The organism is Actinoplanes sp. NPDC021490 (assembly GCF_055562135.1).
This window is the reverse complement of record NZ_JBVHFW010000006.1, coordinates 246872-269585: the sequence shown is the minus strand read 5'-3', so window position 1 is coordinate 269585 and position 22714 is coordinate 246872. Positions and strand designations below refer to the sequence as shown.

Here is a 22714-nt window from a genome sequence, read left to right as displayed (position 1 = left end):
GGCCGTCAGACGAGGACGGCGGCGGGCTGGGCCAGCCAGGACAGGATCTCGGGCAGGATCTCCATGGCGCCGAAGTGGGCCGTGCCCGACTGGACGGTCAGCTCGGCGTTGGGGATGCGGTCGGCCAGCCACCGGGCGTGGGCGGGCGGGACGCAGTTGTCCTCGGCGCCGTGCCACACGCGTACGGGCTGGTCGATGTCGGTCAGGTGGAAACCCCAGTCGCGGCGGCTGGCGAGCACGTCGTCGATCCACCCGTACGGGCCGCCGCGCATCGCCTCGGCGTACGTCTCGACGAGAAGTTGCTGGATCATCAGGTCACGGACCACGACGCGGTCGGGGCCGGCGATCTCCTGCCGCAGCGACTCGAGCAGGCTGACCGGGCTGCGCCGCGTGCGGTCGGCCTGGAAACGCAGGCTTTCGACCAGGCGCGACTCGTCCTGCACGGGGGTGCCGAACTCCTGCACGTTGGACGGCATCATGCCGCCGAACCAGTCGATCTCGGCGTCGTGCGGGGCCAGGCTGACCAGCACCGCGGCCCGGGTGACCCGCTCGGGCAGCAGCGCGGCGCAGGCCAGCGCGTGCGGGCCGCCGCCGGAGCGTCCGACCACAGTGAACTTGTCGAGGCCCAGGTCGTCGGCGATGGCGGCCACGTCACCGGCGCAGTCGGCCACCGCGCGGCCCTGATGGCGGTCGGAGCCGCCGTAGCCGGGGCGGTCGTAGCTGATCAGCCGGATGCCGAGACGGTAGAGCACGCCGGCCCGGGGCTTGGGCCCGACGCGGCTGCCGGGGGTGCCGTGGAGCAGAAAGACGGGAACCCCGTCGCGGGCGCCGGACACCTCGTAGCGCAGGCGTCGTCCGTCGCTCGTGTACACGTCGCTGTACGACACGGTCACTCCTCGGGCCACCGTCAATCAGTGGTCACGTTACTGACGCCGGGGCGTCGAGACCAGTATCGGCCGACGGCACCAGCCGGGTGTTGCGAATGGCGCCTCTTACGGCTGAAAGCGGTAACCCATCCCGGGCTCGGTGATGAGGTGCGCGGGGCGGGCCGGATCGTCCTCGAGTTTACGCCGCAACCGGGCCATGTATTGGCGCAGGTAGTTGGTCTCGGAGCCGTACTGGGGTCCCCAGACCTCGTGCAGCAGGGTGCGCTGGGTGATCAGTTTGCCCGGGTTGCGCAGCAGCCGTTCGAGCAGCTGCCATTCGGTCGGGGTGAGCCGCTGCTCCGGGACGATCGTGTGATCGGTCAGGTCGATCGTGTACTGCCCGATGGTCACCGGCCCGGGCGCCGCGCCGGAGGCCTGGATGCGCCGGGTCACCGCGCGGATGCGGGCCAGCAGCTCGTCCACCCCGAACGGCTTGGTCACGTAGTCGTCGGCGCCGGCGTCGAGCGCGTCCACCTTGTCGCGGCCCTCGGCCCGCCCGGACAACACGATGATCGGGACGCTGCTCCAGCCGCGCAGCCCGCGGATGACCTCGGCGCCGTCCAGGTCGGGCAGCCCGAGGTCGAGCACGACCAGGTCGGGCGGATGCGCCGCGGCCGCCTTGAGCGCGCTCGCGCCGTCAGCGGCCACCTCCACCTCGTATTCGCGGGCGCGCAGGTTGATCCGCAGCGCCCGGAGGATCTGCGGGTCGTCGTCGACGACCAGGATGCGCGTCACGGCGTGCCCATCGGCAGGCTCAGGACCATGGTGAGGCCTCCTCCGGGGGTCTCCTCGGGGGTCAGGGTGCCGTCCATCGCCTCGGTCAGGCCCCGGGACAGGGCCAGGCCGAGCCCGACGCCGGTGTGGTTGTCACGGTCGCCCAGCCGCTGGAACGCCTGGAAGACCCGCTCGCGGTCGCCCGCCGGGATGCCCGGCCCATGATCGGTCACGTGCAGCTCGACCTGGCCGCCGGTGACCCGTCCGGTGATCTCGGGCGGGCGGCCGGCCGGGCTGTAGCGCAGGGCGTTCCCGATGACGTTGACGAGCACCCTCTGCAGAAGACCGGGATCGGCCCGTACGGGATTCAGGTCGTCGGGCAGCCGGAGCAGGACGGCACGGCCCGGGTCGCCCAGCTCGTCCAGTGCCGGCGGGACGACATCCTCGAGGCCCACGTCGGCCGGATGCACCGCGAGCGCGCCGGCCTGCAGGCGGCTCATGTCCAGCAGATTGGCCAGCAGCCCGCCGAGGCGGTCGAGGGACTCGTCGGCGGTGGCCAGCAGCTCGCGGCGGTCGTCCTCGCCGAACTGGACGTCGTCGCTGCGCAGGCCGGCCACGGCGGCCTTGGCCGAGGCCAGGGGAGTGCGCAGATCGTGGCTGACCGCGGCCAGCAGGGCGGTGCGGACGCGGTCGCCCTCGGCCGCGGTGGCCAGGCGCTGCTGGCGGAGCGCCACGGCCGCCTGGGCGCCGAACGCGGCGGCTATGCGCTGCTCGTTGTCGTCCAGTTCGCGGCCCCGGAGGGCCAGCATCAGGCCGTCGTCGGCGAGTGCCAGGAGGTCGTGGTCGTCAAGCGGGGCGGGGGCGAGCTGTGGATAAGTCGCGCCCTGTGGACAAGCCGCCGAGTCCGCCGGGGAGGCGTTAGGGTCCAAGGCACCCGGGTGGGAGGGGGAGGCGGTGGCCGTACCACCAGCACAACCGAATGTTTCACGTGAATCCGAAAAATCAGAAATGTCGGATTGCTGGAGGATCGAACGGTCGGCAGCTCCGGCAGCTTCCGCAGCTCCGGCGGCGGCAGCATTCGACGGCGCCGAGGGCTGGCTGCCCGACAACGCGCACGTGCTGAGCGGCAACGTCGGCGCGGAGGCGGCGACGGCTGCCGCGGGGCCCGCCTTCGCAGAGCCGGCCACCGTCGTGTCGGCCGCCGTGGAAGCGACGACACCCCACCCGTCCCCGCGGCGTTCGAGCAGCGACACCGACTCCAGCCCGAAGTGCTCGCGCAACTCGGTGAGCAGCCCGGCGAGCGGATCCGGCCCGGCCAGCACACCTCCGGCCACCGCGGCCAGCACGTGCGCCTCGTCGGCGGCCGCGTCGGCCCGGCGCAGGCGGCGGGCGGCCAGGTCGACAATCCACGACACCGACAGGGCGACCAGCACGAACACCGTCAGCGCCAGCGCGCCCCGCCCGGTGTTGACGTCGAAACTGCGTACGGGAGCCGTGAAGAAGTAGTTGAGTAGCAGGAACCCGCCGACGGCGGCGAGCAGGGCCGGGCCCAGACCGCCCAGCAGCGCCACCCCGACGACGGCGGCCAGAAACAGCAGCACGCCGTCGGCCAGTTCGAGCCGGGTCGCGTGGGCCACCGCCGTCAACGCGGGCAGCAGCATCGCCGCCAGCAGGAAGCCGGCGGCGACACGCCCGCGGGTCATCCGGAGTGCGGGCCGACCGCGGTCACGACGATGGCCGCCGCGCCGGCTTCGTCCGAGGCGGCGAGGTCGACGGTCGCCTCGATGCCCCAGTCGTGGTCGCCCTCGGGGTCCTCGAACACCTGCCGCACGACCCACGCCGTGGGACCGGCCTCGATGTGCAGGAAGGACGGGCCGCGCGCGGACGGGCCGGTGCCGAGCGACGTGTACTCGTCGAAGTAGTCGAGGATCGCGTCCTCCCACCGGTCGGCCGTCCAGCCGGATTCGGCGTCCAGCTCGGCCAGCAGGTCCCAGCGGCGCAACGCGGCCAGTTCGACGCGGCGGAACATGGCGTTGCGGACCAGCACCCGGAACGCCCGGGTGTTGCGGGTGACCGCGGGCGGCTTGTCGTCGAGGCGTACCTCCTCGATCTGCTCGCCCGGGTTGCGCAGCCGCTCCCACTCGTCGAGCAGGCTGGAGTCGACCTGCCGCACGAGTTCGCCCAGCCATTCGATGAGGTCGGTCAGTTCCTCCGTACGGGCGTCCTCGGGCACGGTCTGCCGGAGCGCCCGGAACGCGTCGGCCAGATAGCGCAGCACCAGGCCTTCGGAGCGGGACAGGCCGTAGAACGAGACGTACTCGGTGAAGGTCATCGCCCGCTCGTACATGTCCCGCACGACGCTCTTGGGCTTGAGCTCGTAGTCGGCGACCCACGGGTGGCCCTGACGGTACGTCTCGTAAGCGGCCTCGAGCAGTTCCAGCAGCGGCCGCGGGTGGGTCACGTCCTCGAGCAGCGTCATCCGCTCCTCGTACTCGATGCCCTCGGCCTTCATCGCGTTGACGGCCTCGCCGCGGGCCTTCTGCCGTTGCGCCGACAGCACCTGCCGCGGGTCCTCCAGCGTCGACTCGATCACCGACACCACGTCGAGCGGGTAGTCCGGCGCCTCCCGGTCGAGCAGTTCCAGGCTGGCCAGCGCGAACGGCGACAGCGCCTGGTTCAGGGCGAAGTCGAGCTGCAGGTCCTCGGTGAGGCGATAAGTTCCTTCCCCCGTACGCTCGATGACCCCGCCCGCCATCAGGGCGCGCGCGATGCCGATGGCCCGGCGGATGTGGCGGCGCTGGGCGCCCGGCTCCTCGTGGTTGTCGGTGAGCAGGTGCCGCATCGCCACGAACGGGTCGCCGCCGCGCGAGATCACGTTGAGCAGCATCGCGTGCGACACCTGGAACGAGCTGGTCAGCGGTTCGGGTTCGGCCGCGACGAGCCGGTCGAACGTGGGCTGGCCCCAGCCGATCGAGCCCTCCGGCGGCTTCTTGCGGACGACCTTGCGCCGCTTCTTGGGGTCGTCGCCCGCCTTGGCCAGGGCCCGCTCGTTGTCGATCACGTGCTCGGGGGCCTGCACGATCACGGTGCCGAGCGTGTCGTACCCGGCCCGCCCGGCGCGCCCGGCGATCTGGTGGAACTCGCGCGCCTTGAGCAGCCGGGTCTTGACCCCGTCGTACTTGGAAAGGCCCGTGAACAGCACCGTGCGGATCGGCACGTTGATGCCCACGCCCAGCGTGTCCGTGCCGCAGATGACCTTGAGCAGGCCGGCCTGGGCCAGGGTCTCGACCAGGCGCCGGTATTTGGGCAGCATGCCCGCGTGGTGCACACCGATGCCGTGGCGCACGAGCCGGGACAGCGCCTTGCCGAAGCCCGCGGTGAACCGGAAGTTGCCGATGGCCGCCGCGATCTTGTCCTTCTCCTCGCGGGTGGCCATGTTGATGCTCATCAGCGACTGCGCGCGCTCGAGGGCGGCGGCCTGCGTGAAGTGGACGATGTAGACCGGCGCCTGCTTCGTTTGCAGCAGCTCCTCGATCGTCTCGTGCAGGGGCGTCATCGCGTACGAGAAAAGCAGCGGGACGGGACGCTCGACGCTGGCCACGACGGCGGTCTCCCGGCCCGTACGGCGGGAGAGGTCGTCGACGAAGCGGGTGGTGTCGCCGAGCGTCGCCGACATGAGAATGAACTGGGCCTGCGGCAGCTCGATCAGCGGCACCTGCCAGGCCCACCCGCGGTCGGGCTCGGCATAGAAGTGGAACTCGTCCATCACGACCTGGCCGACGTCGGCGTCCGCCCCCTCGCGCAGCGCCAGGTTGGCCAGCACCTCGGCCGTGCAGCAGACGATCGGGGCGTCCGCGTTGACGTTGGCGTCCCCGGTCAGCATGCCCACGTTGTGCGCCCCGAAGGTTGCGCACAGGGCGAAGAACTTCTCGCTGACCAGCGCCTTGATCGGCGCGGTATAGAAGGTGGTGCGCCCATCGGCCAGCGCGGCGAAGTGCGCCCCGGTCGCCACCAGGCTCTTCCCCGAGCCGGTGGGGGTGTTGAGAATGACGTTCGCCCCCGTGGCGATCTCGATGAGCGCCTCTTCCTGATGGGTGTAGAGGGCCAGGCCCTGCTCGGTCGCCCATTTCTGAAAGGCGTCGAACACGGCGTCGGGATCATTGGAACCGGGAAGGCGGTCGGTCAGCGTCATGATCTGTCAACTGTAGAGTAGGCGTTAAGTAGCACATAACTGCAGGTCACGCTTATTCTATCGACCCCTGGTGGCGAGGGACGAAAGCCGAATTGGGGCAGAATTTGCCCACGGCCACCATGCCGGGCTTGCGATGGTGTCAGCCGACCTTTTCCACGTCCGTCACCTTCGCGGTGATCTTCGTCTTGCTCGACTTGGTCGATAGTGACTGCTCGTCCTCGGTGTAGCTCGGCCCGGTCACCTCAAAAGTGCCGATGATCGGCCCGTCCTCGCTGCCGGTCAACTGGTAGGTGACTTCGAAGGTCTCGTCCTCCGACAGGGTCGGGCCGTTGTAAGCCATCTGCACCTTGACCGTGACACTGCAGCCCGCCGAGCCGAAACAGTTCTTCTCGGCGACCTTCGGGGTCAGCTTGATATCGGCTGGGGACAGCATCGGCCCGGCTGGCGGAGTCGTTTCCGCCACACCTTCGTCAGGGACGCCGATCTCGCCCTCGTCAAGGGCTGCGTATGGATCGACTGCCGGTGCGACGGTTGTGGCCGCGTTGTTGGACTTGGTCTGCTGGTTGTCGGTGTAGGCGCTGCCGGACAGCCAGCCGGCCATGAACAGGACGAGTGCAGCAACTGCGGCGGCAGGAATGACCCAGGCCCGGTTGAGCCGGCGCGGCTGGGGCGGAAGTAGCGGCTCCGCGGGCAGGGGAGTGGGCGGCTCGTAAGTCATCGGCGGGCGCTTCCTGATCGGTGGACTGCCAGCATCCCCCACCTACCGTCACCACGTAGTGACCGACATGGACGGTTCCGGATGGCCGATCGGGTCGGGCATTCCGCGTAGGACTGGTCGCCGACCTGCCCTAAGCGAGAAGAGAAAGGCAACTCCTTTCGACGCTTAGTGCTTCAGTTCGTAAGTCCGTTGGGGGTTGACGGTTCGGGGCTTCGATGCGACCAGTCGGTGATGGGGCTGATGAGGACGTCGCAGACGAAGTCGAGGGCTTCTTCTGTGGTGCCGCTGAACCAGTACTGGTCCTCGTAGCTGTTGTTGCTGGCGCGGTAGGTGGCCAGGCTCCAGCGGTGGGCGGAGCCGCTGTAACGCAGTCGCATCACCGGCAACTGCTCACCGCCGGTCAACTCGACGGTGACGTAGGCGAACTGGCCGTGGTAACGCACCTGGATTCCGGCCAGCTGCGGCCAGTTCGCCTTGGCCCGGGCACGAAGCCGTTGCGGCAGAGACGTCTTGGTGGAAGCAGGAATGACCGGCATGGGTTCACATCCTGCCCCTGCGGCGTGTCCTGCCGGCTTCCGGCACGCCTGAGCGGCATCCTCGTCCGGCCTTCAACACGATCGCCTTCGATGGAAGCTGGCCGGTGCCCGTCCCTCACGCACGCCTCATCACGCTGACCGCCACCGAACGACGGCAGTTGACCCTGCTCGCCTACACCTAACGACTTCACCAGCCTTGACCAGGTCGAAGACCGGCCCACCGCATTCGAGCAGCGCTACAACGCGACTGCCCGGCCCATCACATGGAGATTCACCCCGGCCGACCTCGAGGACCTCATGGCCCGGATCGAGCGGCACAAAAAGAAAGAGCAGAACCCCCAGCAACCCGCTGGCTGCGATCACCAGCCTGCCGCACTCGCCCTGGCCGCATAACCCCCGAAGGACTTACGCACCGGACCACTAAGTGATCTGCCGGCTATATGGATGAGCCGCGCGGCCACTGCGCGAGGCGTTCCCGCAGTTCGGCGATTTGGTGCTTGCTGAGGCCGTAGAGGGCGAACCGGGCGTCGTGCAGCCGGTCCAGGTAGCGTCCGGCGTCGGCCACGTCCTCCGGGTCGAGCGCCGGGTCGGCCGTGCGGGCCAGGGCCAGCAGCTGGGGGAGCGAGTAGCGTTCGAGCGCGGCCGCGACGTCGATGTAGTCGCGCACCTCGCGCCGGTTGACCAGCGCCGCGACCTTGGTGGCGACCAGGTCGTCGAGGTGCATGACCGGACCGACCTCCATGACGACCGGGGTGCGGCGGCGGTCGAGCCGGCACAGCGTCAGCCGCAGCGCCCGGGATTCGCCGGCGACGAGGAATTCCTGCAGGTCCTCGTCCATCCCCTCGAAAAGCTCGTCACCCTCTTCCCGTACGACCCGGTAGCCGGCTTCCCGCAGCGCGGCGCTCACCTCGCCGGCCGCCGCGGCGACGCCCCCGGCCGTGTCGGTGAACAGGTCGACGTCCTCGGTCGGCCGCTCGACCAGCCCGTTGACCAGCCAGGCGAAGCCCCCGCCGAGCACGAACCCGTGCTTGGTGGCCACCGTGAGCGCGATCCGCGCGACGTCGGCGTAGAAGTCGTCGGTCACCGTCACTGCTGATCACCGCACGAGCCGGCGGCGGCGACCTTGGTCAGCAGCCGTTCGAGCTGCTCGCGCTCGGCCGGGGACAGCGGGCCGAAGAGGTCGTCGTCGGTCTCGTCGAGAACCTTGTCCGCGTCCCGCAGCGCGCGGGCGCCCTTCCCGGTCATCACGACGATGTGCCGGCGGCGGTCGGCCGGGTCGCGCTGCCGGGACACCAGGCCGAGACCCTCCAGCTCGTTCAGCACCGCGACCAGGGCGCTGGGGTCCACCCCGAGCAGCTCGATCAGCGTCTGCTGGTTGACCGGGCCGCCGTCCAGATGCATCAGCGTGTGCACCGACCGCAAGGTCAGCCCGGCCCCGGCCAGGGCGTCGCGCACCCGGTTTCCGGCGACCGCGCCGCGACCGGCGAGCAGCACGCCCAGCTGAGCCGGCGCTGCGGGACGGGAAGGCGAGACCACCCGGCAACTCTAGCGGATAGTCCCACGGCCCAAACCGTTGTCGTGTTCCAACGATTAGCCGACTCAAATTGTCTGAGGCTCGCATGTCGTCGCTGTCGTGCTCGCGCTAGCTGCCATCGGCTCCGCCGCCGCCAAGATCCGCCGCGACGAGCGGGTCACCACCGGCTTGTCCGCCGTGGCGCTCACGCTGGCCATCGCCTCCGACTGACCGCCGGCGCCAGGTAACCGGAGCGCGTCGGGCGCCTACGTCGCCCGCCGCCGCCGCGGCTCGGCTATCGGTTCGTGTTTCCCATCGCGGTGCTGACCGCCGCCGGCCGTGCAGGCCTGGCCCGGCTGCTACGGCGGGCCGCACCTCCGCTGGTTTCCGGTCGCGGTGCTGACCACGGCGGCGCGGGCCGAGGGGGTGCCGCTGGAGGATGTCCATCGGCGAGACCGGCGCCCGCACCCGCGCGGAAGCCGCGGGCGGCTGGACCTGGGCCGTGACGCCGCGAACGGCGGAGACGTTGACGGCCGCGCCATTGGATCGGTGCGGCCGGTCAGGCCGGGGCGCCGACGAGCTGGTCGGTGGGCCGCCGGGCGGCGGCCCGGCGAAGCCGTGGGTGCCGCGCCTCCCAGGCCGCGCGGACGCCGCGCGGGAGGTTGAGCTCGCGCCAGACCGCGACGAGGGTCGGGCCGTGCAGATAGGTGCGTAGTTCTTCGACCCGAATGGCCTCGCGCAGCACGTTTTCGTACATCCACGCGAGCATCGTCGGCTCGGACAGATCGAACGCCCTTTGCGGGCCCCACCAGAGCCGCAACGGCAACTCGACGAGTCCGTGCGTGGGCCCGGCCAATTCGCCCAGGGTGCCCGCCACCAGAACCGGCCGGTGGGGCCGGGCGAGGTGAACGGCGACACGAGCAGCGGTGGACATGCGATCAGCGTAAACCGACAACAGGCGGAAACAGAATTCCTAGTGTCCTAGGATGCCTTAAGGGCAGAGCGCCAGAACACTGAAACGACGCCTTCGGCGACTACCACAGCGCGGTATTCCGGAAACGACGTCGGCTCGGCGTAGCGGCAAACCGGGCACAGGCTCGGTGACCGGTATAGGGCGCTGCGGGGGTGATATGCGCGGTGCAGGAAACAGTGCGGTGCGAACCGGCCCACACAGCGCGGTAATGAGGCCGGCGGTGCGGACCTGGGGCCGGACCCATAGAACGCGGGAATGAGGCCGGCGGTGCGGACCTGGGGCCGGACCCATAGAACGCGGGAATGAGGCCGGCGGTGCGGACCTGAGGCCGGCCCATAGAGCGCAGTAATGAGGCGACAGGCTCAGACCGTGGCCAGGCGGGACCGTACGACGAGTTCGTGGAGTGCGTCGACGGCGGCCGGTGGCGGCTGTGCGGGCAGGGGGGACCTGTCGCGGGCGGATTCGAGTTCGGTGCGGAGGGTGGCGGCGTCGGCGCGCAACCGGGGTTCGAGGTCGGCCGGGAAAGGGGCCTTCTCGGCCGAGCGCTTCAGGTCGATCAGGGACGGCACATAGGGCAGGCCCGTGCCGAGCACCGACAGGTCCGTTTCGAGCCGGCCGGTACGCATCAGGTGGATGCCGGTCAGCAGCACGCGCAGCCAATACAGGGCGGCCTTCAACCGGCCGGTCTGGTTGAACAGCTTTTCCTGGGAGGTGGCGAATCCGAGGTAATGGTGTGCGTGGCCGGACGTCACGAACGACGGCGCCAATTCGACGAGCTCGTTGTGGAGCGGGCCGGTCGCGACGACCAGGGGGGAGAGCAGTTGTTCGAGGACGTAGCCGTTGCGGCTGTTGAGCAGGCGGGCGAATTTTCGCAGGTCATGGGAGACGACGTCGAGTTCGACCCCGTCGCGTACGCCGGCGGACTGGACCGTTTCGGGGCCGGTTCGCAATCCGACGACTTCGGCCGCGGGCAGCAGGTGGGCGGCGCGCAGATCGAGGTCGGAGTCGATGGAGGCGAAGCCGTACAGGTGGGCGCCGCTGACCGTGGCGAAGACCACCGGATAGGGCAGTGCCGCGACCACTTCGGCCGACCAGGAGGGCACGGTGACGGTCATTCCAGCCCCTTTTCGCGTACGCGGGAAAGCAGTTGATTGATGGTGTCGCGGTCGGGGGCCGCGGGCAGGTCGGTGGCCGAGGCCGCGAGGGTGAGGTCGGCCTGCAGGGAAGTGGCCCAGGAGGTGACCGAGTCCCAGGTCATCGCGCCGTTCCTGATGTCGAGCAGCGTGGACCGCAGCGGGGTCACGTCGACGAGGACGTCGCCGGTTCGCAGCACGTGGGCGCCGGCCAGGAGCAGCCGGATCATGTGCATGGCCTGTTTCCAGTTGGTCTCGCCGGTGCGGGCGCGCCGGGCCGCGACGCGGTTGAGCTGGTCGCGGGCGTATTCGCCGTACGTGGTGGCGACCTTTTGGGAGAGGAATGCGCCCCGCAGGGACAGCAGTTCGGAACCGGCGGGGGAAACGGTTTCGACGATGGGGGACCAGAGCACTTCGAGAACGGTCGGGTTGGCTTGCAGGGCGAGCGTGCAGAACCGTTCGATTTCCCACGAGAACTGTTCGGGTTGCGGCCCGTCGAGGTGGGTGGGCGGCTTGTCCAGCGTCCAGAAGGAGCGGGTCGGGGCGACGAACACGCCGCGGCGGTCGTGGTCGGAGCCGGGCCCGGAGAGTCCGTACGCCCGCGATCCGACCACGACTGCGAGAACCGTGTGCCGCTCGACCAGTTCGATCATGCGGACGACGGTAGTGACGCCGGGCGGGAAATGCCGCCGATTTACAGGTCGAGGACCGTGCCGTCGATGTCGCCGATCTCGGATTCCGTCAGCGACAGGTTGCCGATGGTGGCGACGTTGTTCTCGAGTTGCCCGACGCTGCTGGCGCCGATGATGACGCTGGTCATCCGCTCGTCGCGCAGGGCCCAGGCGAGGGCCATCTGGGCCAGTGACTGGCCGCGTTTGCGGGCGATGTCGTTGAGCGAGTGAATGCGTCCGAGGGTCTGCTTGTCGAGCGCGTCCTCGTTGAGGAAGTGGCTGGTGCGGACGCGGGAATCGTCGGGAATGCCGCCGAGATAGCGGTCGGTGAGCAGGCCCTGCTGCAGCGGGCTGTAGGCGATGCAGCCGGCGCCGGCGTCGGCCAGGGTGTCGAGCAGATTGTCCTTCTCGATCCAGCGGTTGAGGATCGAATACGACGGCTGGTGAATGAGCAGGGGCGTGCCCAGGTCGCGCAGAATGGCCGCGGCCGCGGCGGTCTGCTGCGAGTTGTAGTTCGACAGGCCGACGTATTGGGCTTTGCCCGCGCGGACCACGGCGTCGAGCGCGCCCATGGTTTCCTCGAGCGGCGTCTCCGGGTCGGGCCGGTGGTGGTAGAAGATGTCGACGTAGTCGAGGCCGAGCCGTTTCAGCGACTGGTCGAGCGAGCTGATCAGGTATTTGCGGGAGCCGAAGTCGCCGTACGGGCCGGGCCACATCTCGTAGCCGGCTTTGGTCGACACGACGATCTCGTCGCGGTGCGCCTTGAGGTCGGTGGCCAGGATGCGGCCGAAGTTCTCCTCGGCGCTGCCGGGTGGCGGGCCGTAGTTGTTGGCCAGGTCGAAGTGGGTGACGCCGAGGTCGAACGCGCGGCGGACGATGTCGCGCTGGCGCTGCCAGGGACGTTCGTGGCCGAAGTTGTGCCACAGGCCGAGTGAGATGACGGGCAGCCGGAGCCCGCTTCGTCCGGTCCGCCGGTAGGGCATGGTGTCGTAGCGGTCGCCCGCGGGGGTGTAGGTCACAACCCCACCCTAGAGACGAGGGTGGTCTCCATGATCGCTGGTAGGTTGGGTGCCAGCCATGCGGGAGAGTCCGCCACGGCCGGAAACGGTTGAGGGCGGCGCCGAAGGGGCAAATCCTCCCCGGAACCTCTCAGGCAAAAGGACCGCGTGGGCAGGCGACTCTGAAGCATTCCTCGGACGGGATGTGACAGAGGGGGAGGCCGCCTTGTCGACCTCTCTCTCAGGAGTCCGTCATGACGTTCGCGAACCGGCATATCGGGCCGGACACCGACGAGCAGACCCACATGCTCAAGACCATCGGGTATGCGTCGCTGGACGCCCTGATGGACGCCGCGGTCCCCGAGGTGATCCGCTGGCACGGGTCGCTGGATCTGCCCGCGGCGGCCTCCGAGGAGGAGACGATCGCCGAGCTGCGCGCGATCGCGTCGCAGAACCGGGTGACGACCTCGATGATCGGGCTGGGCTACTACGGCACGCACACCCCGGCGGTGATCAGGCGCAACGTGCTGGAGAACCCGGCCTGGTACACGGCGTACACCCCGTACCAGCCGGAGATCAGTCAGGGCCGGCTGGAGGCGCTGCTGAACTTCCAGACCATGGTGACCGACCTCACCGGGCTGACCACGGCCAACGCTTCGATGCTGGACGAGGGCACCGCGGTGGCCGAGGCGATGACACTGGCCAAGCGGGCTTCCAAGAGCAAGTCCCAGGTGTACGTGGTCGACGCCGACACGCTTCCGCAGACGCTCGCCGTGCTGCGGACCCGGGCCGAGCCGCTGGGCATCGAGCTCGCCTTGGTGGATCTCGGCGCCGGTGAGGAGCTTCCGGGCGAGTTCTTCGGCCTGCACCTGCAATACCCAGGAGCTTCCGGCGCCGTACGGGATCACGCGCCGGTCATCGAGCAGGCGCACGCTCAGGGCGCGCTGGTGACCGTGGCGGCCGACCTGCTGGCGCTGACGCTGCTGCGCGCGCCGGGGGAGATCGGGGCGGACATCGCGGCCGGCACCACCCAGCGTTTCGGTGTGCCGCTCGGCTTCGGCGGGCCGCATGCCGGTTACCTGGCCGTGCGGGCCGGGCTCGAGCGTTCGCTGCCGGGCCGCCTGGTCGGGGTGTCGAAGGACGCGGACGGCGCCCCGGCCTACCGTCTGGCGTTGCAGACCCGGGAGCAGCACATCCGTCGTGAGAAGGCGACCAGCAACATCTGTACGGCGCAGGTCCTGCTGGCCGTGATGGCGAGCATGTATGCGGTCTATCACGGTCCGCAGGGGCTCCGCGACATCGCCAAGCGGGTGCACAACCACGCGTTGACGCTGGCCGGGAGTCTGGCCTCCGGGGGTGTCGAGGTGGCGCACAACGCGTTCTTCGACACGGTGACGGCGGTCGTTCCGGGCCGGGCGGAGTCGGTGGTGGCGGCGGCGGCCGAGGCGGGCATCGACCTGCGGCTGGTGGACGCCGACCGGGTGTCGGTCGCGGCCGACGAGACGACGACGGAGGCGCATGTCGCCGCCGTTCTGCGGGCTTTCGGCGTACGGGAAACCGCTGTTGCTGATTGCGGGGCGAAGCCCCTGGGGCGCACGAGCGAATACCTGACGCATCCGGTGTTCAGCTCGCATCACTCCGAGACGAGCATGCTGCGCTATCTGCGCAAGCTGTCCGACCGGGACTACGCGCTGGACCGGGGCATGATTCCGCTCGGGTCGTGCACGATGAAGCTGAACGCGACCACCGAGATGGAGCCGGTCACCTGGCCGGAGTTCGCCAACATCCACCCGTACGCCCCGGCGTCGAACACGGCCGGCTACGAGCGGCTGGTGGCGACGCTGGAGGGGTGGCTGGCCGAGATCACCGGGTACGACGCGGTGAGCGTGCAGCCGAACGCGGGTTCGCAGGGTGAGCTGGCCGGGTTGCTGGCCATTCGCGGCTATCACCGGTCGCGGGGCGAGGCCCACCGTGATGTGTGCCTGATCCCGTCGAGCGCGCACGGCACCAACGCGGCCAGCGCCGTGATGGCCGGCATGCGGGTGGTCGTGGTGGCCTGCGACGACCTGGGCAACGTCGACATGGCCGACCTGCACGCCAAGGTCGAGAAGCATGCGGAGTCGCTGGCGGCGATCATGGTGACCTACCCGTCGACCCACGGCGTGTACGAGACGTCGATCGCCGATCTGTGCGCGGCCGTGCACGAGGCGGGCGGTCAGGTCTACGTGGACGGGGCCAACCTCAACGCGCTGGTCGGGTTCGCCCGGCCGGGCAAGTTCGGCGCCGACGTGTCGCACCTCAACCTGCACAAGACGTTCTGCATCCCGCACGGCGGTGGCGGTCCTGGGGTGGGCCCGGTCGCTGTCCGGTCGCACCTGGCCGAGTTCCTGCCGGGCGACCCGCTGCAGCCGGGGGAGCACCACGCGGTGTCGGCCGCGGCGCACGGCTCGGCCGGCATTCTGCCGATCTCGTGGGCGTACCTGCGGATGATGGGTCCGGACGGGCTGGCCGCGGCGACCGGCACGGCCGTGCTGACGGCGAACTATGTGGCCGCGCGGCTGCGTGAGCACTTCCCGGTGCTGTACGCGGGCAACAACGGCCTGGTCGCGCACGAGTGCATCCTCGACCTGCGGCCGATCACCAAGGCCACCGGTGTCTCGGTCGACGACGTGGCCAAGCGGCTGATCGACTACGGGTTCCACGCGCCGACGATGTCGTTCCCGGTGGCCGGAACCCTGATGGTGGAGCCGACCGAGAGCGAGGATCTGGCCGAGCTGGACCGTTTCGTGGCGGCGATGATCGCCATCAAGGGCGAGATCGACCAGGTGGCTGCCGGGGTGTGGCCGGCCGGGGACAATCCGCTGGCCAACGCCCCGCACACGGCGTCGGCGGTGACGGCCGACGAGTGGGAGCACCCGTACCCGCGGTCGGTGGCCGGGTTCCCGGCGGGGGTGGACCGGACGGCGAAGTACTGGCCGCCGGTGCGCCGCATCGACGGGGCGTACGGGGATCGCAATCTGGTCTGCTCGTGCCCCTCGCCGGAGGCGTTCGAGGACTGATCCGAATGAGGCGCGTTCCGTTCGCGGGACGCGCCTTCCCGTCCGCCGCGCGAATCGTCGTCGTTCACGCGGGCCGGCCGGGTCGGATGGGGATCGTTCGACTACTCTGTGTAACCATGTCGAACGGTGGTGCCGAACCTCTCAACGGGTCTTTCAACGACCTCTCAGAGGCCGTTCAGCTCAGGCCGCGAGAGCGTGTGGCGCGGGTCCCCGGTGCGGCTCGATCATGGTGCCGTCGGGCAAAATCTCGCCGGTGTCCTCGAAGACGATGACGCCGTTGCAGAGAAGGCTCCAGCCTTGCTCTCGGCACGTCGAAACGGTGCGGGCCGCCTCACGATCGGTGGCGTCTGCGCTGGGACAGGGGGTCTGGTGCTGGCACATTGTGTGTTGCTCCGGTCGGGGGGTTGTGTGATGACTCACAACGACGGTGACGGACGTTACCGCAAATCGAACGACGACGGATCGAGCGGGTGACGGTGTCTCCATTGACAGAATCCTCGCTTCCGATGGTCCACGGAAGCCGGTCGTTCGGCCACTCTGCGGCCCACCCTTCTGTGTCGCCGCCGGGTCGTCCGGCGTCCTGCCAGGGCCGTCACCGTGCGTCAAATTCGTTCCAGTGGTTCAGGAGTGACGGTGGCGACCCCGCAGAGCTTGTCTCCGAGTACCTGGCCGACAACGGACTCCGCGTGCGAAACATTGGCCGAACGGATGACCAGGTTTGTCCGACCGGCGCTGGCTCGGTCTGCGGCGCGGCACTGTACGTGTCGGCCGATGCCGGTTCCGTAATGTCCGGAGGCCCCCTCGGCGCCCCTTCACCGGTGCCGGGCATCCCCGATGTGTACGCGGTTGTCCATGTCCATACCGATTCGCCGCCTTCGCGCCCCGGGGAGCCCGCCGTCAAGCCCGGATTCGAGCTGGGGGAGTGGACCCCGTCGTGGACGCCGCAGGAGCATGCGGCCGCCGTCTCGGCCGTCCGGGACGCCATCGGGCGCGGTGACGTCTATCAGGTCAACGTCGTCGGCCACACCAGCGCCCCGTACGCCGGTTCGCCGCTGGCCGCCCTGCACCGGGTGGCCGCGTTGCCCGGCGCGCGCTACGGCGGCGTTCTGGCGGGCCCCGGCTGGGCGCTGGCCACCGCCTCACCCGAGACGCTGGTCGAGGTGCGCGCCGGGCGGGTCGTCACCCGGCCGATCAAGGGCACCCGCCCGGCGACCGCCGCGGGCCGCCGGGAGTTGCTGGCCTCGGCCAAGGAACGGTCCGAGCACGTGATGATCGTCGACCTGTCCCGCAACGATCTCGCCCGGCTGCCCGGCGCGGGCCCGGTGACGGTCGACGAGCTTTTCGCCGTACGCCGCTGGTCCGGGCTCTGGCAGGCCGAGTCGGTGGTCTCGGCCCCGATCGACGGCCCGCTCGCGCTGCCCGACCTGCTGCGGGCCCTGGTCCCGGGCGGCTCGGTCACCGGCGCCCCCAAGGTCGCCGCCCTGTCGCAGATCGCCCGGCTCGAGCCGGTGGGCCGCGGCGTGAGCATGGCCGCCGTCGGCTGGATCGGCCACGACCACGTCGACCTGGGCCTGACCATCCGCACGGTCGCCGCCGACGGTGACCGCCTCCACGCGTGGGCCGGCGGCGGCATCGTCTGGGACAGCGACCCGGCGGCCGAGGTGGCCGAGGCCGCGGCCAAGCTGGCCCCGGTCCAGGCGGCCCTGGCCGGCCGATAAGTGGCGCGGCCGGGCACCATTGGTCACGCTTTGGCGTCGGCGCCTGCCGGTGGTCACCGAACGGACGGGCCGGCTCGTCTTTGCCCTAGATGGGTGCGGAAAGGGTTTCGTTTGTGACCGAGGACCTCCGGGCGTTGATGCGGGCCGAGCTCGACAGCGAGCGGCCGCCGCCGCTGGGTGACATGGTGGGCGCCGCCGTGCGCGACGGCCGGCGCATCCGCCGGCGCCGCCGCCGGGCCGGCACGGTGGGCGCGGGCGCGGCCGGGCTGCTGGCCGTCGTGCTGTTGGGCGGTCTCGCCGCGCATTCCGAGCCCCGCCGGGCGGTCGTGGCCGAGCCGGCCGCTCCGGGTCAGGCGCCGGCCCTTCCGGCGAGCACCGCCCCGATGGCCCGGGCGGCGCAGAAGTCTCCCGGATCTGTGCCAGTCACCGTAACGCCCCCCGCGACGGCGCCCCCGGAGCGTAGTTTGGCGGTCCACAGCGGCGTCGAAAGCGCTGCCGGACCGCGGAAGAAGGCGACAACGGGGGCCATGCTTCATCTTCTGACCCAGTTACTCCCGCCCGGACGGACGAGTCACGCGGCCGTCGCGGCCAACGACGATCTGCACGTGCAGATCTACCTCGATCGGGGCGACGGGCCCGGCATGCTGCGGATGACGATGGGCCGGCTGCCCGCCGACAGTGCCCGCGGCGCCACCGCGGCCGTCTCGATCGTGCCCGTGCCCGACAACTGCGAGCAGAGCTACGTCGTGGTCTCGCGCTGGCCCGACGGCACGTCCGTGCAGCTCGACGTGGCGTCCTGCCTGGCCGGCCGGGACGGCGTCAACCCGCCCGGCCGCGAGGTGCTCACCACCGACGAGGCCATCACGATCGCCACCGACCCGCGCTGGGGCATGATCATGGATGCCGGCCTGGTCGACGACGGTGACAAGCGGTTCGGCCGGGCCCCGGTGTTCGTCTCGTGACCGGCGGTGTCCGCCTCATGACCGACGAGGAGCAGTTCGTCGAGTTCGCCGGCGCGCACGCCGAGCGGTTGCGCACGACGGCGTTCATGCTGTGCCGCGACTGGCATCTCGCGCAGGACCTGACCCAGAACGCGCTGACCAAGCTGTTCCTGTCGTGGCGCCGGGCCTCGGAGTCGGACAACCTGGTGGCGTACGCGCAGAAGATCCTGCTCCGGGTCTTTCTCGACCACCGGCGGCGCCGCTCGTCGTCGGAGTCGGCCAGCGAGGTCCTGCACGAGCCGGCGTACCGGGAAAGCCATGAACTGCGGCTGACCATGCTCGACGCGCTGGCCCGCCTGCCCGAGCGTGACCGCGCGATCGTGATCCTGCGCTACTTCGAGGACTACAGCGTCGACCGGGTCGCCGACGTGCTCGAACTGCCGGTCAGCGTGGTCAAGAGCCAGACCCGGCGTTCGCTGGCCAAACTCCGCGAACTTCTCGCCTCCGAGCAGCTGGCCCTGTTCGGCTAGGCCGGTAACGAGCCGATAGCCTTTCCCCCATGACGGTACGGCCCATCAGGATCATCGGCGATGCGGTGCTGCGCACCGAATGCGACCCGGTCACCTCGTTCGACGCGGAGTTGCGCGCCCTGATCGACGACCTGGAGGACACGGTTCGCGAGCCCGGCCGGGCCGGGGTGGCCGCGCCGCAGATCGGTGTGAGCGCGCGCGTGTTCTCCTACAACGTCGACGACGTGGTCGGTCACATGGTCAACCCGGTGCTGACGGCCCTCGAGGGCGAGCAGGACGACGACGAGGGCTGCCTGTCCATTCCCGGCCTCTACTTCCCGACCAGGCGCGCGATGTCGGTCACGGCCACCGGTTTCGACCGCCACGGCGAGCCGCTGGTGTTGCACAGCACCGGCTTCCTGGCCCGCGCCCTGCAACACGAGACCGACCACCTCAACGGCACGCTCTACGTCGACACGCTGACCGGTGACGTCCGCCGCCAGGCCCTGCGCGAGATCCGCCGCCTGCCCCGCGCCTAAACCAGCGGTGACCGCGGCTGGACCGGGGTCGCGACCACGAACGAGCTGTTCGTCTGGCCGTGCATGAGGAACCGGTCGAGCAGCGGCTCGAGGTCCTCGATCGCCGCGACGTGCACCTTCATCAGGAAGCAGTCCTCGCCGGAGATCCGGTGGCATTCGCTGACCTGCGGCGTGGCCCGGGCCAGCGCGGCCAGCTTGGGCAACTGACCCGGCCCCGGGCGGATGCGCACCCACGCGGCGACCGGCAGCCCGACCGCGGCCGGGTCGATGTCGACGCGATACCCGCGGATCACGCCGCTCTGCTCCAGCCGGGACAGCCTTTCCCGTACGGCCGGGGCCGACATCCCGATTTGCCGGGCCAGCTCGGCCGTGCTCGCCCGCGGATCGTCCCGCAGGGCCCGCAGCAACCGCCGGTTCGCCTCGTCCATTCGATTCGGGAACCGTTCGCCGTTCAGGCTTTCCGAAGCCGACACTATTGGCCTCCCGCGCCGTCGATCGCTCATGGTCGTACGCCCGGTGTCTTTCGAGACTAGAAGGCGTGCCGCCATACCTCTACTTCGTCGTCAGCGCGATCTTCCACTACCTGGGCCCGGCGCTGGCCGTGCTGCTGTTCGCCCGCATCGACGCGCTCGGCGTCGCCTGGCTGCGCATCGCCACCGCCGCCGTCGTCCTCGCCCTGTGGCGCCGCCCCTGGCACGTACGCCGCACCCGGGTCCTGTGGGCCTGGGCGGCCGTACTGGCCCTGATGAACAGCGTCTTCTATCTGGCCATCGACCGCCTGCCGCTGGGCACCGTGGCCGCGATCGAGTTCCTGCCGGTGATCGTCCTGGCCGCGTTCGCCGCCCGCACCCCCCGCAACCTGGCCGCCCTGGCCGTCGCCGTGGCCGGCGTCTACCTGCTGACCGACGTACGCCTGGTCGCCTCCCCGCTCGGTTTCGCCCTGGCCGGCCTGAACGCGGTGCTGTTCGCCCTCTACATCGTCCTGAGCCACCGCATGGCCGCCGACGACGGCATCGACGCCCTGGCCATGGCCATGCTGATCGCCGCCGTGCTGGCCCTGCCGTTCGGCATGATCCCGGCCCTGCCCGCCTTCAGCGACCCGCTGCTGCTGGCCGCCGCGGCCGGTGTCGGGGTGTGCTCGTCGGTCATCCCGTACGTCACCGACCAGCTCGCCATGGCCCGCCTGCCGAGAGCCACGTACGCCCTGATGGTGTCGTTGCTGCCGGCCGTGGCGACGGTGATCGGGATAGTCGTGCTGTCCCAGTGGCCGTCGTGGGGCGAAGTGGCGGGGGTGGTTCTGGTCGTGGCCGGGGTGGCCTTCCATCAGGAGCGGCCGCGCTCGCCGGCCGAACCGAAACCGGCGTGACTTGCTGTCCCCGGTGTACTTCTGGGGGCAATGCACAGCGGGCCGGAGTGGGATGATCACGCAGGTGAATGCCACGATCTACCGCAGCGAGGCCGGCCGGGACAATGTGCGTCGGTGGTGCGAAGGTCAGCTCGATGCCTGGTCGGTCGACCATCAACGCGATGTGCTGCACGCCGGAGGGCTCGACACCCACCTGCTGCGTGCCGGCGCAGGCTCGCTGTCCGTCGTGTTCGTCGCCGGAGACCGGTTCAGCGCTGCGGCCTGCCTGCCGCTGCTGACCGTGCTGGCTCGTCGCTACCGGGTCATCGCGGCTGACGTGCCGGGTCAGCCCGGGCTCAGCAGCGACGTCGCCCCGGCCGACGGCCGTCTTGCCTGGTACGGGTCGTGGCTGGACCGGGTGGTCGAGGACGCGACGACCGGCCCGGTGGTGCTGCTCGGCCATTCGTTCGGCGGTGCAGTCGTGCTGGCGGCCCGTAGTCCCCGCATCCACGGGAAGGTGGCGGTCTCGACCGGTGGCTTGTGCTCGGTCCGGTTGACGCCCGGCATCCTGCTGGCCTTCACCGCCTGGATGGCCCGGCCGGGCCCGACCAGCAGCGACCGGTTGCTGCGAGCACTGTCCGCGCCCGGCAGCAGCGTCCGGCTGGAACTGGCCGACTGGATGACCCTGGTCGCCCGGCATACCCGCCCGGTCAGCAGCAGCGACATCGTCTCGGCGCCATCGGCGGTCCCGGTCGTCGTTGCGACCGGGCAGCATGACCGCCTCATCTCACCGCAGCGCCTGCGACCCGCGGCACGCCGCATCCTCGACGCCGAGCTGCGCGTGATACCTGCCGCCGGTCACCTGGTCACCGAGGAATCCCCTGAGCAACTGGTCGAATTGATCGCCACTTTGGCAGGCTGAATCGGCCGTGTGCCGCAAGTTGACCGGGCAGCAGTCCAACATCTCGGCCGGCCACCGGCTGACAGTCGACCTAAACCAGCATCCTAGGACGCTCTAAATGGAGAGACTCTGACGACAACAGCGGAAGAGCGACCCTACGGGCGGCTCGCTGAGCTATCGAAAGCACCAGGCCCGTGTGGGCTATTGGAGCAGGACGACCGGCTCGGGCGGCGCGCCGTGGGTGATCAGGTCGGCCAGCAGGGCGGGCAGGTTGCGGGGGCCGAAGAGGTCCGGTCCCCGGTACGCCTGGATCTCGGCGAGTGGCCACCATTGGACGCCGTAGACGTTCTCGGCGGCCAGTTCGATGTCGCTCATGTCGCCGCGCGGCAGGAAGGCCGGGGTGTGGACGAGGAAGTAGTCGCTGACGGACACGTCGTAGCCGGGCAGGTAGTCGGGGGCGGGCACCTTGCGATGCCACACGTGTGGTGGCGTGGTGTGCAGGGTGAGGCCGACTTCTTCGCGTAGTTCGCGCCGCAGGGCTTCCAGCGGGGTCTCCCCGGCCTCGATTTTGCCGCCCGGCGCTGCCCAGACGGTGGTTCCGTGCGTCCGGTGGCGTACGAGAAGGATCCGGTCCTGCTCGTCGAGGATGATGGCGCGGGCGGCGTGGCGAAGGTTCACGTCCTGCATTCTGGCGACTCAGCCACCAGTGTGCGGGCCCAGCGGCGGAAGTTGTTGTCGGGGCCGGCTTCGGCGTAGCGGCGGAACTGGTCGCGGGCTTGGGTGCGGTGGATGCCTCCGGTGATGGCCGGTGGGCGGTACCAGGGCAGGGCGGGGTCGATCGGCCAGGTGGCGGCGATCCGGGCACCGCCGTCGGCGGGGGATTCGAGGCCGTAGTAGATGTCGGAGACCTTGAGGGCCATGGCCGCGCCCACGCACATCAGGCAGGGTTCGAGGTTGACGGCCAGGCGGAGTGGTGCGGGGCGTGGCTGCCAGCCGAGGAGGGTGTCGGCCTCGGTCATGGCGAGCAGGTCGGCGTGGACGAGCCGGCGGCCGAGGCCGACGTCGCGGGTGTAGGAGCGGGCGATGACGCGGCCGTCCATTTCGAGGACGGCGCCGATGGGCATCTCGCCGTGGGTCATGCCTTCTTCGGCGACGTCGAGGGCGGCCTGGACGAGTTCGTCGGGGGTCATGCCGCCTAAGGCGTGTTTCATAACTGGACCAGACCTGCGCCGGGGCCCAGATTTCGTCTGCGTGCGGCCCGCGAAAGGCCGGTTACAACACCGGTAGCCTGCCTTCCGCGGGCCACACGCAGACGAAATCTGGACCTC

General features: G+C 70.1%; 23 protein-coding genes and 1 riboswitch. Of the genes, 7 read left to right on the top strand and 16 right to left on the bottom strand.

Annotated features, from left to right (window positions below; translation table 11 throughout):
* Positions 1-5: 5 nt before the first annotated feature.
* The 12 genes from ACZ3I4_RS19245 to mgrA all read right to left on the bottom strand — a co-directional run bounded on the left by ACZ3I4_RS19245 (position 6) and on the right by mgrA (position 12395).
* Positions 6-887: an alpha/beta fold hydrolase gene (locus tag ACZ3I4_RS19245; RefSeq protein WP_465383299.1), complete on the bottom strand. Its 882-nt coding sequence runs from the start codon at positions 885-887 to the stop codon at positions 6-8.
* A 105-nt stretch (positions 888-992) separates the two neighbouring features.
* Positions 993-1661 carry a response regulator gene (locus ACZ3I4_RS19240; protein ID WP_465383298.1) on the bottom strand — a complete coding sequence of 223 codons (669 nt, stop codon included), beginning with the start codon at positions 1659-1661 and terminating at the stop codon, positions 993-995.
* On the bottom strand, positions 1658-3343 hold the full coding sequence (locus ACZ3I4_RS19235) for a sensor histidine kinase (RefSeq protein WP_465383297.1): 1686 nt from the start codon (positions 3341-3343) through the stop codon (positions 1658-1660). Before ACZ3I4_RS19235 ends, ACZ3I4_RS19240 begins: the two co-directional genes overlap by 4 nt.
* A complete protein-coding gene (locus ACZ3I4_RS19230; RefSeq protein ID WP_465383296.1) occupies positions 3340-5832 on the bottom strand; it encodes a DEAD/DEAH box helicase in 2493 nt (830 codons plus the stop codon). Before ACZ3I4_RS19230 ends, ACZ3I4_RS19235 begins: the two co-directional genes overlap by 4 nt.
* Before the next feature lie 139 nt (positions 5833-5971).
* Positions 5972-6550 carry a hypothetical protein gene (locus ACZ3I4_RS19225; protein WP_465383295.1) on the bottom strand — a complete coding sequence of 193 codons (579 nt, stop codon included), beginning with the start codon at positions 6548-6550 and terminating at the stop codon, positions 5972-5974.
* Between the two features lie 173 nt (positions 6551-6723).
* Positions 6724-7086 (bottom strand): hypothetical protein, encoded by a 363-nt coding sequence (locus tag ACZ3I4_RS19220; protein WP_465383294.1) that lies wholly within the window; start codon positions 7084-7086, stop codon positions 6724-6726.
* A gap of 436 nt (positions 7087-7522) precedes the next feature.
* Positions 7523-8176 carry a nucleotidyl transferase AbiEii/AbiGii toxin family protein gene (locus ACZ3I4_RS19215; RefSeq protein ID WP_465383293.1) on the bottom strand — a complete coding sequence of 218 codons (654 nt, stop codon included), beginning with the start codon at positions 8174-8176 and terminating at the stop codon, positions 7523-7525.
* Complete coding sequence (locus tag ACZ3I4_RS19210) at positions 8173-8622, bottom strand: MarR family winged helix-turn-helix transcriptional regulator (RefSeq protein ID WP_465383292.1); 450 nt, start codon at positions 8620-8622, stop codon at positions 8173-8175. The genes ACZ3I4_RS19215 and ACZ3I4_RS19210 overlap by 4 nt, the downstream gene beginning before the upstream one ends.
* A 536-nt stretch (positions 8623-9158) precedes the next feature.
* Positions 9159-9533 carry a hypothetical protein gene (locus ACZ3I4_RS19205; RefSeq protein WP_465383291.1) on the bottom strand — a complete coding sequence of 125 codons (375 nt, stop codon included), beginning with the start codon at positions 9531-9533 and terminating at the stop codon, positions 9159-9161.
* Positions 9534-9934: 401 nt separating this feature from the next.
* The gene (locus ACZ3I4_RS19200; RefSeq protein ID WP_465383290.1) at positions 9935-10687 is read right to left on the bottom strand and encodes a nucleotidyltransferase domain-containing protein; all 753 of its coding nucleotides are present in this window, start codon (positions 10685-10687) and stop codon (positions 9935-9937) included.
* Entirely contained in the window at positions 10684-11358 is a 675-nt protein-coding gene (locus tag ACZ3I4_RS19195; RefSeq protein WP_465383289.1) for a nucleotidyltransferase domain-containing protein, read from the bottom strand. The genes ACZ3I4_RS19200 and ACZ3I4_RS19195 overlap by 4 nt, the downstream gene beginning before the upstream one ends.
* A gap of 41 nt (positions 11359-11399) precedes the next feature.
* Positions 11400-12395 carry an L-glyceraldehyde 3-phosphate reductase gene (mgrA, locus tag ACZ3I4_RS19190; protein ID WP_465383288.1) on the bottom strand — a complete coding sequence of 332 codons (996 nt, stop codon included), beginning with the start codon at positions 12393-12395 and terminating at the stop codon, positions 11400-11402.
* A gap of 51 nt (positions 12396-12446) precedes the next feature.
* Positions 12447-12551, top strand: a riboswitch (glycine riboswitch).
* A gap of 77 nt (positions 12552-12628) precedes the next feature.
* On the opposite strand from mgrA, the gene gcvP reads away from it, so the two are divergent.
* Positions 12629-15433 carry an aminomethyl-transferring glycine dehydrogenase gene (gcvP, locus tag ACZ3I4_RS19185; RefSeq protein WP_465383287.1) on the top strand — a complete coding sequence of 935 codons (2805 nt, stop codon included), beginning with the start codon at positions 12629-12631 and terminating at the stop codon, positions 15431-15433.
* 180 nt (positions 15434-15613) lie between these two features.
* Here gcvP and ACZ3I4_RS19180 read toward each other — a convergent pair whose 3' ends face one another.
* Positions 15614-15814, bottom strand: coding sequence for a DUF5999 family protein (locus ACZ3I4_RS19180; RefSeq protein ID WP_465383286.1), 201 nt, complete (start codon positions 15812-15814; stop codon positions 15614-15616).
* A 125-nt stretch (positions 15815-15939) separates the two neighbouring features.
* On the opposite strand from ACZ3I4_RS19180, the gene ACZ3I4_RS19175 reads away from it, so the two are divergent.
* The 4 genes from ACZ3I4_RS19175 to def all read left to right on the top strand — a co-directional run bounded on the left by ACZ3I4_RS19175 (position 15940) and on the right by def (position 19140).
* Positions 15940-17151 (top strand): chorismate-binding protein, encoded by a 1212-nt coding sequence (locus tag ACZ3I4_RS19175; protein WP_465383285.1) that lies wholly within the window; start codon positions 15940-15942, stop codon positions 17149-17151.
* A gap of 113 nt (positions 17152-17264) precedes the next feature.
* Positions 17265-18113 (top strand): hypothetical protein, encoded by an 849-nt coding sequence (locus tag ACZ3I4_RS19170; RefSeq protein ID WP_465383284.1) that lies wholly within the window; start codon positions 17265-17267, stop codon positions 18111-18113.
* A gap of 17 nt (positions 18114-18130) precedes the next feature.
* Positions 18131-18622 carry a SigE family RNA polymerase sigma factor gene (locus ACZ3I4_RS19165; protein WP_465383283.1) on the top strand — a complete coding sequence of 164 codons (492 nt, stop codon included), beginning with the start codon at positions 18131-18133 and terminating at the stop codon, positions 18620-18622.
* Between the two features lie 29 nt (positions 18623-18651).
* Positions 18652-19140, top strand: a complete 489-nt coding sequence (gene def / locus ACZ3I4_RS19160; protein WP_465383282.1) for a peptide deformylase — start codon at positions 18652-18654, stop codon at positions 19138-19140.
* Here the strand turns inward: def and ACZ3I4_RS19155 are convergent.
* Positions 19137-19568: an Lrp/AsnC family transcriptional regulator gene (locus ACZ3I4_RS19155; protein WP_465383281.1), complete on the bottom strand. Its 432-nt coding sequence runs from the start codon at positions 19566-19568 to the stop codon at positions 19137-19139. The genes def and ACZ3I4_RS19155 overlap by 4 nt on opposite strands.
* 110 nt (positions 19569-19678) lie before the next feature.
* On the opposite strand from ACZ3I4_RS19155, the gene ACZ3I4_RS19150 reads away from it, so the two are divergent.
* Positions 19679-20506, top strand: coding sequence for an EamA family transporter (locus tag ACZ3I4_RS19150; protein WP_465383280.1), 828 nt, complete (start codon positions 19679-19681; stop codon positions 20504-20506).
* 64 nt (positions 20507-20570) lie between these two features.
* The gene (locus ACZ3I4_RS19145) at positions 20571-21407 is read left to right on the top strand and encodes an alpha/beta fold hydrolase (RefSeq protein ID WP_465383279.1); all 837 of its coding nucleotides are present in this window, start codon (positions 20571-20573) and stop codon (positions 21405-21407) included.
* A 180-nt stretch (positions 21408-21587) separates the two neighbouring features.
* On the opposite strand, the gene ACZ3I4_RS19140 is transcribed toward ACZ3I4_RS19145, so the two are convergent.
* The gene (locus tag ACZ3I4_RS19140) at positions 21588-22073 is read right to left on the bottom strand and encodes an NUDIX hydrolase (protein WP_465383278.1); all 486 of its coding nucleotides are present in this window, start codon (positions 22071-22073) and stop codon (positions 21588-21590) included.
* On the bottom strand, positions 22061-22597 hold the full coding sequence (locus ACZ3I4_RS19135; protein ID WP_465383277.1) for a nucleoside deaminase: 537 nt from the start codon (positions 22595-22597) through the stop codon (positions 22061-22063). The genes ACZ3I4_RS19140 and ACZ3I4_RS19135 overlap by 13 nt, the downstream gene beginning before the upstream one ends.
* Positions 22598-22714 lie beyond the last annotated feature (117 nt).